Annotated in this window: 12 protein-coding genes; 4 read left to right on the top strand and 8 right to left on the bottom strand. The window is 43.0% G+C overall.

All coding sequences use genetic code 11. The annotated features are described in order from the left end of the window. Positions 1–65 precede the first annotated feature (65 nt). A complete protein-coding gene (locus M2R47_RS05900; protein ID WP_249100316.1) occupies positions 66–944 on the top strand; it encodes an AraC family transcriptional regulator in 879 nt (292 codons plus the stop codon). A 27-nt stretch (positions 945–971) separates the two neighbouring features. Here the strand turns inward: M2R47_RS05900 and M2R47_RS05895 are convergent, their stop codons facing one another. From M2R47_RS05895 to M2R47_RS05885, 3 genes are all read right to left on the bottom strand, one after another. Beyond that, positions 972–2,180: an alpha-hydroxy acid oxidase gene (locus tag M2R47_RS05895; protein WP_249100311.1), complete on the bottom strand. Its 1,209-nt coding sequence runs from the start codon at positions 2,178–2,180 to the stop codon at positions 972–974. A 224-nt stretch (positions 2,181–2,404) separates the two neighbouring features. Further along, a complete protein-coding gene (locus M2R47_RS05890) occupies positions 2,405–4,156 on the bottom strand; it encodes an L-lactate permease (RefSeq protein ID WP_249100308.1) in 1,752 nt (583 codons plus the stop codon). Positions 4,157–4,427: 271 nt separating this feature from the next. Further along, positions 4,428–4,805: a hypothetical protein gene (locus tag M2R47_RS05885; protein ID WP_249100305.1), complete on the bottom strand. Its 378-nt coding sequence runs from the start codon at positions 4,803–4,805 to the stop codon at positions 4,428–4,430. 133 nt (positions 4,806–4,938) lie between these two features. On the opposite strand from M2R47_RS05885, the gene mtgA reads away from it, so the two are divergent. Together mtgA and ppk1 are read left to right on the top strand one after the other, a co-directional pair. Continuing rightward, positions 4,939–5,589 carry a monofunctional biosynthetic peptidoglycan transglycosylase gene (gene mtgA, locus M2R47_RS05880; protein ID WP_249100303.1) on the top strand — a complete coding sequence of 217 codons (651 nt, stop codon included), beginning with the start codon at positions 4,939–4,941 and terminating at the stop codon, positions 5,587–5,589. Between the two features lie 136 nt (positions 5,590–5,725). Next, positions 5,726–7,879, top strand: coding sequence for a polyphosphate kinase 1 (gene ppk1 / locus M2R47_RS05875; protein WP_249100462.1), 2,154 nt, complete (start codon positions 5,726–5,728; stop codon positions 7,877–7,879). A gap of 109 nt (positions 7,880–7,988) precedes the next feature. Here ppk1 and M2R47_RS05870 read toward each other — a convergent pair whose 3' ends face one another. From M2R47_RS05870 to ychF, 5 genes are all read right to left on the bottom strand, one after another. Continuing rightward, positions 7,989–8,738: a glutathione peroxidase gene (locus M2R47_RS05870; protein ID WP_249100301.1), complete on the bottom strand. Its 750-nt coding sequence runs from the start codon at positions 8,736–8,738 to the stop codon at positions 7,989–7,991. Positions 8,739–8,857: 119 nt separating this feature from the next. Further along, complete coding sequence (locus M2R47_RS05865; protein ID WP_249100300.1) at positions 8,858–9,703, bottom strand: exodeoxyribonuclease III; 846 nt, start codon at positions 9,701–9,703, stop codon at positions 8,858–8,860. A gap of 93 nt (positions 9,704–9,796) precedes the next feature. Further along, positions 9,797–10,516 (bottom strand): TetR family transcriptional regulator, encoded by a 720-nt coding sequence (locus M2R47_RS05860; protein WP_249100297.1) that lies wholly within the window; start codon positions 10,514–10,516, stop codon positions 9,797–9,799. 252 nt (positions 10,517–10,768) lie between these two features. Next, positions 10,769–11,239, bottom strand: a complete 471-nt coding sequence (locus tag M2R47_RS05855; protein WP_249100294.1) for a hypothetical protein — start codon at positions 11,237–11,239, stop codon at positions 10,769–10,771. 260 nt (positions 11,240–11,499) lie between these two features. After that, positions 11,500–12,591 (bottom strand): redox-regulated ATPase YchF, encoded by a 1,092-nt coding sequence (ychF, locus tag M2R47_RS05850; RefSeq protein WP_249100291.1) that lies wholly within the window; start codon positions 12,589–12,591, stop codon positions 11,500–11,502. Between the two features lie 212 nt (positions 12,592–12,803). Between ychF and ndk the strand changes: the two genes are divergently transcribed. Further along, positions 12,804–13,235 carry a nucleoside-diphosphate kinase gene (ndk, locus tag M2R47_RS05845; protein WP_249100287.1) on the top strand — a complete coding sequence of 144 codons (432 nt, stop codon included), beginning with the start codon at positions 12,804–12,806 and terminating at the stop codon, positions 13,233–13,235. Positions 13,236–13,378: the final 143 nt, after the last annotated feature.

The following is a 13,378-nucleotide window of genomic DNA, read 5'->3' as shown; positions in this document are numbered from 1 at the left end:
TTTGGCTATTTTAAAATAAAAAATTAAGTTAAAATAGGTAAAATTCTAACTTTTTTATGGTAAAAATGAAACCCATTACCATTGTTAACATTCAAACCAAATCGCCAAATCAACAATTTAATTGCGGTTCATTTCGTCAATTTGCCACCAGTGATGATGCTCATTCTCAAGCATTGCTTGGGCAATTAGAGCGGCTGCATCGTTTTGAATTTTGGGTATGGTTTTATTGCACGCAAGGTACGGCATGGCACATGATTGACTTTCAAGAGAGGTGTTTGACAGTAGGGCAGGCGATACTCATACCGCCGAACACTTTGCATCAGCTGTCCATGAGTGATCAGGCAGATGCTTATATTTTGGCATGGCGAGATGAATTTTTGCCTAGGGGCATTGATATTGATCACTTGCCAAATGTCCAAATTTTTGATGATGATGGAAAGGCGGAAATGGCTGCGTTCATCAAGCTGTTTGATTGCGGTAAAAACACTGATAACCACATGTTAAAAATTGCCATCTTACAATCGCAGCTGGCTGCTTTTTTACATCGATTGCAGGTGTATTTTGGCATGCCAGCACCTCCTGTTGACGCCAGTCATCGAAGATATTTGATATTTTTGGCATTGTTAGAGTGTCATCTTTTTGAATGCCATCAAGTTAAGTATTATGCCGATAAATTAGCTTGCACACCCAAAACACTAAATACCACCTGCCAAACCCATGCTCAAAAGTCTGCCAAAAGGTTGATTAATGATCGAATTTTATTAGAATCTAAGCGGTTGCTTGCACACAGTCAGCACTCCATCAATACCATTGGTGAAATGCTAGGCTTTGTTGATGGCACCCATTTCGGTAAATTTTTTCGCCAAAATGAAGGGGTGAATGCTGGGGTATTTCGCATGAATATGCTAGAGAGTTTGAATAAAAACCCCAAAAATTTGACTTGATTTTTGGGGCTGATGAGTTTTTGAAGATTACCAACGGATTGGCGTGATGTGTGGCTCTTTAACTTTTAGGTTTTCATAAGTGCCTTTAATAAAAATGTCTTCATTGACATGCTGAATGTTTGTGTGTCCACAAAACGCCATGGTGATGTCGCACTCTTTGTAAATGATTTCTAAGGCGCGGCGTACACCATCTTCTCCATAAGCACCTAGGCCGTAAAGGAAAGAGCGACCGATCATCGTACCTTTTGCACCAAGGGCGATGGCTTTTAGGACATCTTGACCTGAACGAATGCCACTGTCTAGCCAGACTTCGCAAGCACCATTTTCTGATTGTACTGCCTGAACGCAATCGGCTAGGGCAGAAATGGAGCTTGGTGCGCCATCAAGCTGGCGACCACCGTGATTTGAGATGACCATGGCGTCCGCCCCAGAGCGAGCAGCTAAGATGGCATCTTCTGGTTCCATGATGCCTTTGATGATGAGTGGGCCACCCCATAGATCTTTGATGCGTGCGACATCGTCCCAGTTCAGACGAGGGTCGAACTGCTCTGCTGTCCATGAAGATAGGCTGGACAAATCACCAACCCCTTCGGCATGACCTACGATATTGCGGAAAGTATGACGCTTTGTGCCAAGCATGTTAAAACACCATTGTGGCTTCGTCATTAAGTTTAGGATGTTTTTTAGTGTGGGTTTAGGAGGGGCGGAAAGACCATTTTTAATGTCTTTGTGTCTTTGTCCTAACACCTGCAAATCTGCTGTCAAAATCAATGCAGAACACTTGGCATCTTTGGCACGACGAATAAGATTTTCCATGAATTTCTTATCACGCATGACATAAAGCTGGAACCAAAAAGGCTTGGTGGTATTTTCTGCCACATCTTCGATTGAACAGATGCTCATTGTTGAGAGTGAGAAAGGCACGCCAAACTTTTCGGCGGCACGAGCGGCATGAATTTCACCATCAGCCCACATCATGCCCGTAAACCCTGTCGGTGCGATGGCGACAGGCATATGCACATCTTGCCCAATCATCTTGGTGGCAAGCGTACGACCTTCCATATCCACCAACACTCGTTGGCGTAGCTTAATACGATCGAAATCTGTTTCGTTGTTGCGATAAGTGGTCTGCGTCCATGAGCCTGAGTCTACATAATCATAGAACATACGCGGTACTTTACGCTCAGCGACACGGCGTAAATCTTCAATTTCGGTGATTTTACTTAAATCTGCCATAAGATAACCTTTATTTTATTTGATGAAAGGATATGAGCTTGAATTTTTAATTTTACCCAACTTAAAAAAATATTGGGTGTGGTCATTAAAAAACAGTAATGAATGTAGGGTATTTTAACGCTTTTTGATTAAAAATTCTAATAATTTTGTTGTGTTTGTATGCAACTTACTAAAAATAAGAACAGGCTTGATGAGCAAACCTGTTCTTATTGATGATGACATGATTAGGCTTTCGCACCTGATTTTGACATCAGACTAAAAAATACGATGGGCCAAATGACAGCACCAATCCACCACATCGGATTAAAGATGATGGCCATACCAATCATGCCAGCTTGAATGACATAATAAGTCATGGCGATCAAGGTTTTGCGAATGATGAGACCTTCACGGTTTACCATGCCAACCACCGCACAGGCAGCGACGACATTATGCACGCTGATCATGTTTCCTGCTGCACCACCGATTGCTTGCAAGGCAACAACCTTAGCAGCTTCAATGGCGTCCAAATTGATTTGAGTAGCGGTACTCCATTGGAAATGAGAAAACATCATGTTTGATACGGTGTTTGAACCTGCAATGAACGCACCAAGCGCACCAATCCAAGGCGATACGATTGGCCACATGCCAGCAAATACATCTGCTGCACCAATTGCCAAGACTCTTGGCATGGCAAGAATTGGCTCTGCAACATCTGCTGGTGTACCAGAGTTGATGAAGACCTGCACCATTGGAATTGAGAACAGCAGTGCAGGCGCGGCAGCAAGCATGGTTTTGCCAGAGGCACTCCAACTTCTTTTTACCTCACTGCCTTTCATGCCAAACATAATGATGCAGATGATGGATACAAACAACAGCACCGCAGCAGGAGAGTATAACAGCTGGGTTTTGTTGGTGATTGAAGTATCTAAAATGTTACTAAAAGTAATGACAGCGTTGTCGGTCAGCCATGATTTGAGTGGCTTGATCGTGCGTGTGGCAATCAAGATACCAATCACCAGCAGATAAGGCATGAACGCACGCAATATAGAATGTTTGGCTGTTTCATTAATGTCGACATTTGTTGGGGCAAGCGTACCTTTCCAATCATCTTCCCATTGATCACGACTGGCAAAATCAAAGATTTCTTTTGGTGTTAAAAATCCATATTTTGCCGCAGGCACAACGATGGCCAGACCAACGATGGAGCCAACCAATGATGGTAGTTCAGGGCCGATGAATTTGGCAGTCAGATAATAAGGAATGGTAAAGGCAAGACCTGCAAAAATTGCAAACGGAGCTGCTTTCAAGCCCTCTGTGAATGAGCGTTTTTCTCCAAAAAATCTTGTCAAAAATCCACATAGGATTAATGGAATTAAGAATCCGATGGTGGCATGAATAAAACCCACATTCGCACCGATATGAACGATGTAGTCTCCGAAGGCAATGCCTTTTTCGGTGAGAGCAGCACTCACATCTGCTTTGTTTTCTAGACCAGAATTCACACCAATCAAAATGGGCGTGCCTACCGCACCATAGGACACAGGCGTGGATTGAATGATGAGAATGGCCATGACGCACGCCATTGCAGGAAAACCTAATGCCAGTAATAAAGGTGCACCGACCGCTGATGGTGTACCCCAGCCTGTTGAGCCTTCAATGAGTGAGCCAAAGAGCCATGCTACGATAATCATCTGCACACGGCGGTCGGCGGAGATGCCCATAAACCCTTGTCGAATGCTGACGATGGCACCAGATTCTTTGATGGTGTTGAGTAATAAAACAGCGGAAAATACGATGAAAAGAACATTCACCGCAGTCAATACGCCATGAATGGTGGCGGCAGCGACTTGATAGCCGCTGGTATGCCAAACAAAATAAGACAGTGCGGCTGTTGATAGATAAGCAATCGCCATGGCAATCTTGGCAGGCAATCGCATCACAACCAGCAGTACAAAAACAATCAAAATGGGCAATAATGCCAAAAGGGTAAGCATAAAAGTTGTGCTCCATGTGTCCGTGAACGGCACGCTAAAAATCTCATGACGGTACAGGTGACGGTTTGGTTTTATTAGATCAATGTCATCTGTATAAAATAAAAGCAACGGAAAAACAGCTACTTAAATGTGTCAGTATTGTACTTGCTTTTTTAATAAAAAGGAATACATCTCATTTATTTTTTGTTATTTTTTAACAAAAATGGTCATTGTGAGTGGTGTTGCATCATCAGTTAGCGGGTTAAATGTGATGGGCATTCATGATGCGTCATCAATCATGGGTATGTAGTGTCAAGATATCCATGATGCCAAAAGGATAGCATAATAGCTGTTTTGGGGTGAGTAGTATGGGGATTAACACCCCTAAGCCGTTGATGACTGTATCGTCTTGCGAATCGATGAGTTCTAGATGATGAATGTGGGGCAATGGGCGTGTTTGCTTGATTTGATGTAACAAGCTGGCAATCTCATCACACAAGTGGCAGCCATCAGTGCCAATCAAATACCAATCCTGACCATCTGCCGTGATGTTAAAAGAGTTGATGATTTGATGGTAAAGATTGGCAAATTCTTGTGGTTTGAGCTGTGTTAGAGCAAAGCGATCGTGGGCTAGGTTGGTTAAATGCGTGCTAAAAACATGACGATTCATAAGACAAATGCTAAAAATGGTGTACAATGATTGATGAATACTGTTAAATGTGATGATGCTTGACAATCTTTTTGTCATTATATCGTAAAATAAGGCTGTTAGTGTGTTGAAAAGACTGTTTCGATGGGTTTTTATGCCCATTTTGGCGATTATTGTATTTTTTAATGTCATGGTGGCGGCATTGCTTGGCATTGGTAGGGTCGTGCCTGTGACCGAATCGGCGTTCATGATGACCCACCGTTTGAGTGGTGGTACAGTAACTCAAAGATGGGTGGGTTATGATGACATTGCCAAGTCCGCCAAACAGGCTGCCATCGCCAGCGAAGACAGTACTTTTAATGAACATAATGGCTTTGATTTTCAAAGCATGGAAGACGCCATCAGGCGTAATGAGGCGACAGGACGGATTTCAAGGGGTGGTTCTACCATTAGTCAGCAGCTTGCCAAAAATCTGTTTTTGACATCGCATCGCTCATACATTCGTAAGGCTGAAGAGGCGGTGATTGTGGTCATGATGGAGAGTATTTGGGATAAAAAGCGTATCTTAGAAGTGTATTTGAATGTCGTGGAGTTTGGTGAGGGTATTTACGGCATAGAGGCGGCGGCACAGCATTATTACGGTAAGTCTGCCAAAAATCTTTCTAATGAACAATCAGCATTACTCATCAGCATGTTGCCAAATCCCAAATATTTTCAAAAAAACCAAAATGCCAAAAGGCTACGCAAAAAACAACGCATCATCTTACGCCGCATGCAAGGTGTGAGGATACCGCGTTCAGCTTAACATGTCAAAGTCATTAAACTGACAAAAATCCAGTAGCTAACATCAGGAGAAAAAAGTGATTAACAACAAGCATGAGCAAAGTAAACTTAACCCTCAGTCTGCTGAAAAAAATGCACCAAGCATCGAGCAGCAAGCCATGCAAAGCGTGTTGGGTACGGCACCGCCACCTAATCGACTGCATGAAATCACACCCATTAAAAATGAGAGTGGTCATTATACTCCTGAGTGTTACATTAACCGTGATTTATCCACATTGCGTTTTCAACTAAGGGTTCTTGCACAGGCACTCAACCCACGCCACCCATTGCTTGAAAGAATGTTTTTTTTGATCATCTTTTCATCAAATATGGATGAGTTTTTTGAAATTCGTGTGGCAGGACTCATTCAAAAAATGAAAAATGGAGACAAATCCAGCAGTATTGATGGTCGTAAACCGTCCGAGATTTTGGCAGAAATCAGTCAAGTGGCTCATCGTGCGGTCGAAGAGCAATATCGTATTTTAAATGAAGAGATTTTGCCAGAGCTTGCCAAAGCAGACATTCGTTATCTAAAACGCCATGAGCTGACGAATGCACAAAAAGCATGGATGAGAGAATATTTCTTTCAACAAGTGTTGCCAGTACTGACGCCAATCAGCATTGATCCTGCACACCCTTTCCCCAGACTGGTTAATAAATCCTTAAATTTCATTGTCAGTCTTGAGGGTAAAGATGCGTTTGGTCGAGACATCAACCGTGCCATTGTGCCTGCCCCACGGTCGTTACCACGGGTAATTCGTCTGCCCGATGAGCTGACTGGCGGTAAAGATCATCATGTGATGCTTTCTGCCGTCATTCATGAGCATGTCGCTGAATTATTTTTGGGTATGAAGGTGACAGGCTGTCATCAGTTCCGACTCACTCGTAATGCCGACCTTGCCTTATCTGATGATGTGGAAGATTTGGCAAAAGCATTGGAGGGTGAGTTGGATAATCGTCGTTTTGGGCATAAAGTGCGTTTAGAGGTAACTACGAACTGCCCAAAAGAAACATATGAGTTTTTATTACAACAATTTGAGCTTGATGACAGTCAATTATATCGTGTCAATGGGCCAGTCAATTTGACGCGCATGCTTACCAGTTTTGATGAGCCAAAACTTAAATTCTCTCCGTTTGTACATACCATTCCCAAAGCCTTTCGTGGCATAGAGACGGTGCGTGTCGCTAAAGAAGGTTTATCCATGTTTGATGTCATTAAAAAACAAGATGTGTTGGTGCATCACCCATTCCATGCTTTCACTCCTGTCGTCAATTTGCTGTGGCAAGCAGCGAATGACCCTAATGTGCTTGCCATCAAGCAGACGATTTACCGCTCTGGAACGAATTCAGAGATTGTCCAAGCACTGGCTGCTGCTGCAAGAAATGGCAAAGAGGTAACGGCGATCATTGAATTGCGAGCGAGATTTGATGAAGCGAGTAACATCGCTGTCGCCAACATGTTACAAGAAGCAGGTGCGGTGGTGGTGTATGGTGTGGTGGGTTATAAGACACATGCCAAGCTGATGCTGATTGTTCGTAGAGAAGCAGATGAGATTCGCCGTTACGCCCATTTGGGTACGGGTAATTATCACGCTGGCAATGCCAAAGCTTATACAGATTATGGATTATTTACTGCCAACAGGCAGATTTGCGAAGATGTACATGGTGTTTTTGTCCAGTTGACAGGTATGGGTCGTCCAATGCCATCACATCAGATTTTGCATGCTCCTTTTACCTTACATGATGGCTTGATGCACATGATTGATGATGAGATTCGCCATGTTAAAAATGGCAAAAAAGGGCGGATTATCATGAAGTGTAATGCCATCACTGAACGAAAAATCATCAATAAGCTGTATGAGGCGAGCAGTGCGGGTGTTAAGATTGATTTGATTGTTCGTTCTATTTGTTGTTTACGCCCACAGGTTAAAGGTCTTTCAGAAAATATCCGAGTGCGTTCTGTGGTTGGACGATTCTTAGAGCATACGCGTGTGTACTATTTTGCCAACGATAAAGATCATGGCGGTCATGAACGCCTGTTTTGTTCAAGTGCTGATTTGATGGATAGAAATCTTCTGCATCGTGTGGAGGTGGCTTTTCCAATATTGGACGGTAAATTATTCAAAACAATCTACCAAGATGGCTTGATGAATTATCTGCAAGATAATGTACAGGCGTGGGAACTTGATGGGCGTGGTGAATGGAATCAGGTGCATCATGATGGCAAAACCATTCATGATGCGCAGTATGTGCTATTGGAAAAAATGTGTTGATAAAAGCGATTTCTTAAAAAGTCCATTAATTTGATCGGTATCAAGCATGAGTGAGATGATGATCGAAGATGAAAAAAAGAGATGGTAAACAACCATCTCTTTTTTATGCTTATAGCGTGCATTCATCGCTGGCAAGATAAGCTTGAAACTCATCATTACCACCAATGTGTTTGCCACCGATGAATATTTGTGGCGCACTTTCAAGACCTGTAATTGCTCTTATGGAGGTCATTGATGCATCACGACCCAGTACGATTTCTTCATAAGTCAGACCTCGTTCATCTAAGGCTGCCTTGGCTTTGGTGCAATGCGGGCAGCCAGGCTTGGTGATGATGGTGATTGAGGGCTTGTCTTGCCAATCGCTGTCTAAATGGCGGATCATGGTATCAGCGTCAGATACTTCAAATGGGTCGCCATCTTTTTCTGGCTCATCAAAAATTTTGACGATGGTGCCATCTTCTACCAGCATGGAATAACGCCATGAGCGTGAACCAAACCCTAAATTGTCTTTATTTACCAGACGCCCCATGCCTTTGGTAAATTCACCGTTACCATCTGGAATGACACGGATATTATCACATTCTTGATCGGCAGCCCATGCGTTCATCACAAAAGTATCATTGACTGACATACAGATGATGTCATCAATGCCAAGTTTTTTAAATTCGCCAGCCAACTCATTGTATCTTGGCAGATGTGTTGATGAACAAGTTGGGGTGAATGCACCAGGCAATGAAAACACAACGACTTTTTTGTCATTAAATAATTCATCAGTGCTTATGTCGACCCAGCTGTCGCCTTGACGGGTGTGAAAAGTAACACTTGGTACTTTTTGACCGACCATATCTTGAAATGCCATTAGCTATCTCCTTTGTTGGGTTGTAAATACATACGCATTCATGAATGATGCATGCGTGGATTGATGGTATTATGCCATATTTTATGTGTGTTGGTATACTTTGGTTTGTGTTTTTTAGGTTAAGGGATTGTAATTAGGTAGTCAATGACCACAGGGGCATGGTCAGAAAACCAAGTGTCTTTATACACCCAAGCACCAACCACGCGTTCGCCCCAATCAGGCGAACATACCTGATAGTCAATACGCCAGCCGACATTTTTCATGCGTGCTTGACCACGATTGAACCACCAAGAATAAACATCTGATTCCTTACATGCGATTCGAAAAGCATCAACATAACCCAAATCATCATAAATGTGATCAAGCCAGGCTCGTTCATGTGGCAGGCAACCAGAAGCTTTTTGGTTGCTAGACCAGTTTTTTATGTCAATCCGCTTATGCACAATATTATAATCGCCACATACGATGATGGACTTTTTTTCATCTCGCCATTGTCTAAGAATGTGTTGATAATTTTCTAAAAACACATCTTTACGAGCTTGGGCTTCGTCGCCTGATGAGCCAGAGGGTAAGTATAGCGATGAGATGAATGCAGATTGATCAAGCCCTAAGTCTACTTCTGCAGTAATAAAGCGACCTTGTGAGTCGGCAACCTCAAAGCCAAGTCCACGATTGATGGAGGACATTGGCAATCGACTATAAATCGCTGTACCTGCATAGCCTGCGCGTTCAGCAGGAAATAGTGCTGCATGCCAGCCTTTTGGCTTGAACTGATCTGTCCATTGTTCATGGGTGATGCGAGTTTCTTGCATGCAGACGATGTCCGCTTCGCTCGATTCTAGCCAGTCAAACAGCCCCTTTTTTTCGGCCGCACGCAATCCATTGACATTGATGGAGACGACGCGCAATAAACGCTGATTATCTTGGGTGGGGTGGTGGGATTTTGGACGATGTAAATAAGGCATGGCTCAACGATGAAATGTTCACAACAATTAGAACGGTCAAAAAAACGATTGTCATCAGACGATCGGTAGTTATGTTGCTTAGAATGAATGGTGTCAGTCTATGACTGTTTCTTGATTTGACTTCCAGTTGTACGCACCGTACAGCAACATCTGCATTTGACGAGTACAGTGATGCAACATGGCTTTCTTTTTATTTTCCAGGCCAGCAGGGAGTGGCTGCTCTTCATCATATTCTTCAGTAAGGCTTGGAATATAGGTCAATTCAAGCCAATCAATGATCCAAGAAAAGCTCAGATTAACCCCAATCTCCGCCAAAAGATAGCGGTCTTTGGCATTGATGTGCCCAAAAGCAGGTTGTAGGGCTAAGTCATCACTCATCACTTTGGCAAAAAACTTAATCTGCTCACTGATGGCATCACGCACCGCCTCCGAGCCGCCAAATCTTTCACTGGCGATAAACTGCCAGTAGCGTGGCTGTGCGTCCACAGCTTTAAAGAATAACTGCACGCTTTTAGCGATTTGTCGCTCAAAACTGCGTTTTTTACCCAGTTGCATGTGCTCACGCAAAGTTGCCATTGCATCGCCCAGCTCATCTTCGACCAGTGCTTTGCCAAGGCTTTCCATGTCGTCAAAATGGCGATAAAAGGCAGTTGGGACAACGCCCACTTCACGCGTAACTTGGCGTAAACTGATTGAGCCATACCCTTGACCTGTCATGCACAAATCAAGCACGGCATTAAAAAAGGCTTGACGAGTTTGTCGTTTTTTTTGTTCACGAGTGGTGGCTTTTTCTACCGTTGCTTTTTCAACCATAATTGCTTTCCTTGGGATGACGAGCGTCAAATAACGACGCTATAACAATATCAAACAAACACTTTAAAAGGCACTGCTGTTAGTAAGGCACCAACCCAACATTATAGCAAAACAAGCCTAAAAACGCCAATGCTCTTATGAGAGTCATCGTCTGGCAAGATGTTATTAACCAATGAAATTAAAAAAGCACAAATGTATTGTTAAATCTTAAAAACCCCATCAAATATTTGATGGGGTTTAATGGCGATTGGGTTAGGACTTTTTGCAAGAAAGCAGTGTAGCACCATCTTTGTCTATAAAGACTGCTTTGTCAGCATTCATGGTTAAAGTCATGTCTTTGTCGTCGAAACCGTCATCAGTGTGATATTTATTATCGCCTTTGGGTTCTAAATCGTAAGTGATATCATCCAAGGTGGCATGTGCTTCAATATCGCCGTCAGTGTGTTTATGAACTGAAATCTGGACGCTCTTGCCATCATTGCACTGATATTCATCTCCTAAAGCGTGATGATGCTCATGTTCGTCATGATCTTCATGGTCATGATCGTGTGTCTCATGGGCATCATCATGATGATATTCGGTGTCTTTTACAACTTCAGTGGTGTTGGTTGTATTGACTTCTTCGACAGGCTGATCATTCGACTTTTGGCAGGCGACAAGACTCAGACCAAGTAGGGCAATCAAGGGTAGGGTGTAAATTTTAGCAGAGCGTTGCTTATTCATTGTGTCAAACCTTAAAAAAAGATATCATATAACATTCACAGTATAGCACACATCAAAATCCAAATAAAGCACCAATCCGTCGTGAATGGACCAGCTAAAAAAATCCAATCAGTTTTGAAATTGAGTGGAAAAAATTAGTGATGATGGTTGGTATTATTTTTGATGAATGCGGTTGCCATGCCCACACCGTTTTAAAACTTTAAACATGCTTTACAATAGGCAAATAAAATCACCCGCCTGGGGTGATTTGTTATGCGATATCACACATTAAACCTAAAATGCATCACATCGCCATCTTGCACGACATAGGTTTTGCCTTCTAAGCGAGATTTGCCTGCAGCCGCTGCACCTTTCTCACCACCATGGGTGATGAAATCGTCAAAAGCGATGACTTCAGCACGGATGAAGCCTCGTTCAAAATCGGTATGAATCACACCTGCCGCCTCTGGTGCAGTAGCACCCACGGGTACGGTCCATGCACGCACTTCTTTGACACCTGCGGTAAAGTAAGTTTGCATTTTTAGCAATTCATAGCCAGCACGAATCACACGGTCAAGACCTGCTTCTGCCATACCCATACCTTCTAAAAATTCTGCTTTTTCATCTTCATCTAATTGGGCGATTTCTGCCTCAATTTGGTTGCATAATGGTACTACGATGGCGTTGTCTGATTGGGCGAATGCACAGACTGCGTCTAGGTGTGGGTTGTTTTCAAAACCATCTTCTGAAACATTGGCGATGTACATGACGGGTTTTAGGGTGATGAGTCCATAACTTTTGATGAGCTTTTTTTCATCATCATCAAGATTGGCCATTCTTGCAGGTTTGCCATCTGCCAAAAATGGTTCAAGCTTTTGCATCACTGCCAGTACGGCCTGAGCCTCTTTATCACCGCCTTTGGCTTTTTTGGTGTTGTTGGTGATGGCACGAGTTACCGCCTCCAAATCTGCCAAAGCAAGTTCGGTGTTGATTGTCTCAATGTCGGATAAAGGATTGACACGACCGTCCACATGAATGACATTATCATCATCAAAACAACGCACCACATGCGCGATGGCATCTGTTTCACGGATATTGGCAAGGAACTGATTACCCATGCCTTCGCCTTTGGACGCACCAGCCACAAGCCCTGCAATATCCACAAATTCCATTGAGGTGGGAATGGTGCGTTCAGGCTTGACGATCTGGGCGAGTTGTTTTAGGCGTGGATCTGGAACAGGTACGATGCCTGTATTGGGATCTTTGGTGCAAAAAGGAAAATTCTCAGCAGCAATGCCAGCTTTGGTCAATGCGTTAAAAAGGGTGGATTTGCCAACATTTGGCAAGCCTACGATGCCACAGTTAAAGCCCATAAAAAACTCGCTTGGTAGATAATTTAAACAGATTATAACAAAAATTCCAACCTAACTGTAAAATTTTTAGGAAGCAATCGCTTTTGGTGCAACTGTTTTATATTCTCTTGACAACTTTTGCAAAAGTGTGTGATTATTTGCTATAATGCCATTAATCTCATGCAGATGACATGGGATTGTCTTTTTAAACTTTTAAACTTTAAGGAATGATCATGGCTATTGAACGCACTTTATCTATCATTAAGCCAGATGCAGTGGGTAAAAATCACATTGGTGAAATCATCGCTCGTTTTGAAAAAGCAGGTCTGAAACCAGTAGCGGTAAAATATAAGCATCTTACTCGTGAAGAGGCCGAAGGTTTTTACGCTGAGCATAAGGAGCGTGGTTTTTTTAATGACTTGGTGTCTTTCATGACCTCAGGTCCTGTGGTGGTGTCTGTGCTAGAAGGTGAAAATGCCGTATTGGCTCACCGTGATATTTTGGGTGCGACCAATCCTGCCGAAGCTGCACAAGGCACCATTCGTGCTGATTTTGCGGTAAGCATTGATGAAAATGCAGCACACGGTTCAGACAGTACAACTTCTGCTGAGCGTGAAATTGCTTATTTCTTTGGTGCTGATGAGATTTTCCCACGCACTCGCTAATTTGTCGCAAGGACAATAAGGCAGCTCATCGTTGGATGGGCTGTTTTTATTGCGTTAATGCTTGGCTAATCCATGGTGAAACATTGCCTAGAAAAAAATGACTTTAAATGAAAATTTTAGTATAATGAACCGCTTATATTGGC

The sequence above is a fragment of the Moraxella oculi genome, from assembly GCF_023336735.1.
Classification (GTDB): domain Bacteria; phylum Pseudomonadota; class Gammaproteobacteria; order Pseudomonadales; family Moraxellaceae; genus Moraxella; species Moraxella oculi.
Note: the sequence above shows the minus strand (reverse complement) of the source record. Positions and strands in the feature narration are given on the sequence as shown.

What these genes read in the sequence shown, in the direction of transcription:
- M2R47_RS05900 (WP_249100316.1), top strand. Translation starts at nt 66, where the DNA reads ATGAAACCCATTACCATTGTTAACATTCAAACCAAATCGCCAAATCAA.
- M2R47_RS05895 (WP_249100311.1), bottom strand. Translation starts at nt 2,180, where the DNA reads ATGGCAGATTTAAGTAAAATCACCGAAATTGAAGATTTACGCCGTGTC.
- M2R47_RS05890 (WP_249100308.1), bottom strand. Translation starts at nt 4,156, where the DNA reads ATGCTTACCCTTTTGGCATTATTGCCCATTTTGATTGTTTTTGTACTG.
- M2R47_RS05885 (WP_249100305.1), bottom strand. Translation starts at nt 4,805, where the DNA reads ATGAATCGTCATGTTTTTAGCACGCATTTAACCAACCTAGCCCACGAT.
- mtgA (WP_249100303.1), top strand. Translation starts at nt 4,939, where the DNA reads ATGCCCATTTTGGCGATTATTGTATTTTTTAATGTCATGGTGGCGGCA.
- ppk1 (WP_249100462.1), top strand. Translation starts at nt 5,726, where the DNA reads ATGCAAAGCGTGTTGGGTACGGCACCGCCACCTAATCGACTGCATGAA.
- M2R47_RS05870 (WP_249100301.1), bottom strand. Translation starts at nt 8,738, where the DNA reads ATGGCATTTCAAGATATGGTCGGTCAAAAAGTACCAAGTGTTACTTTT.
- M2R47_RS05865 (WP_249100300.1), bottom strand. Translation starts at nt 9,703, where the DNA reads ATGCCTTATTTACATCGTCCAAAATCCCACCACCCCACCCAAGATAAT.
- M2R47_RS05860 (WP_249100297.1), bottom strand. Translation starts at nt 10,516, where the DNA reads ATGGTTGAAAAAGCAACGGTAGAAAAAGCCACCACTCGTGAACAAAAA.
- M2R47_RS05855 (WP_249100294.1), bottom strand. Translation starts at nt 11,239, where the DNA reads ATGAATAAGCAACGCTCTGCTAAAATTTACACCCTACCCTTGATTGCC.
- ychF (WP_249100291.1), bottom strand. Translation starts at nt 12,591, where the DNA reads ATGGGCTTTAACTGTGGCATCGTAGGCTTGCCAAATGTTGGCAAATCC.
- ndk (WP_249100287.1), top strand. Translation starts at nt 12,804, where the DNA reads ATGGCTATTGAACGCACTTTATCTATCATTAAGCCAGATGCAGTGGGT.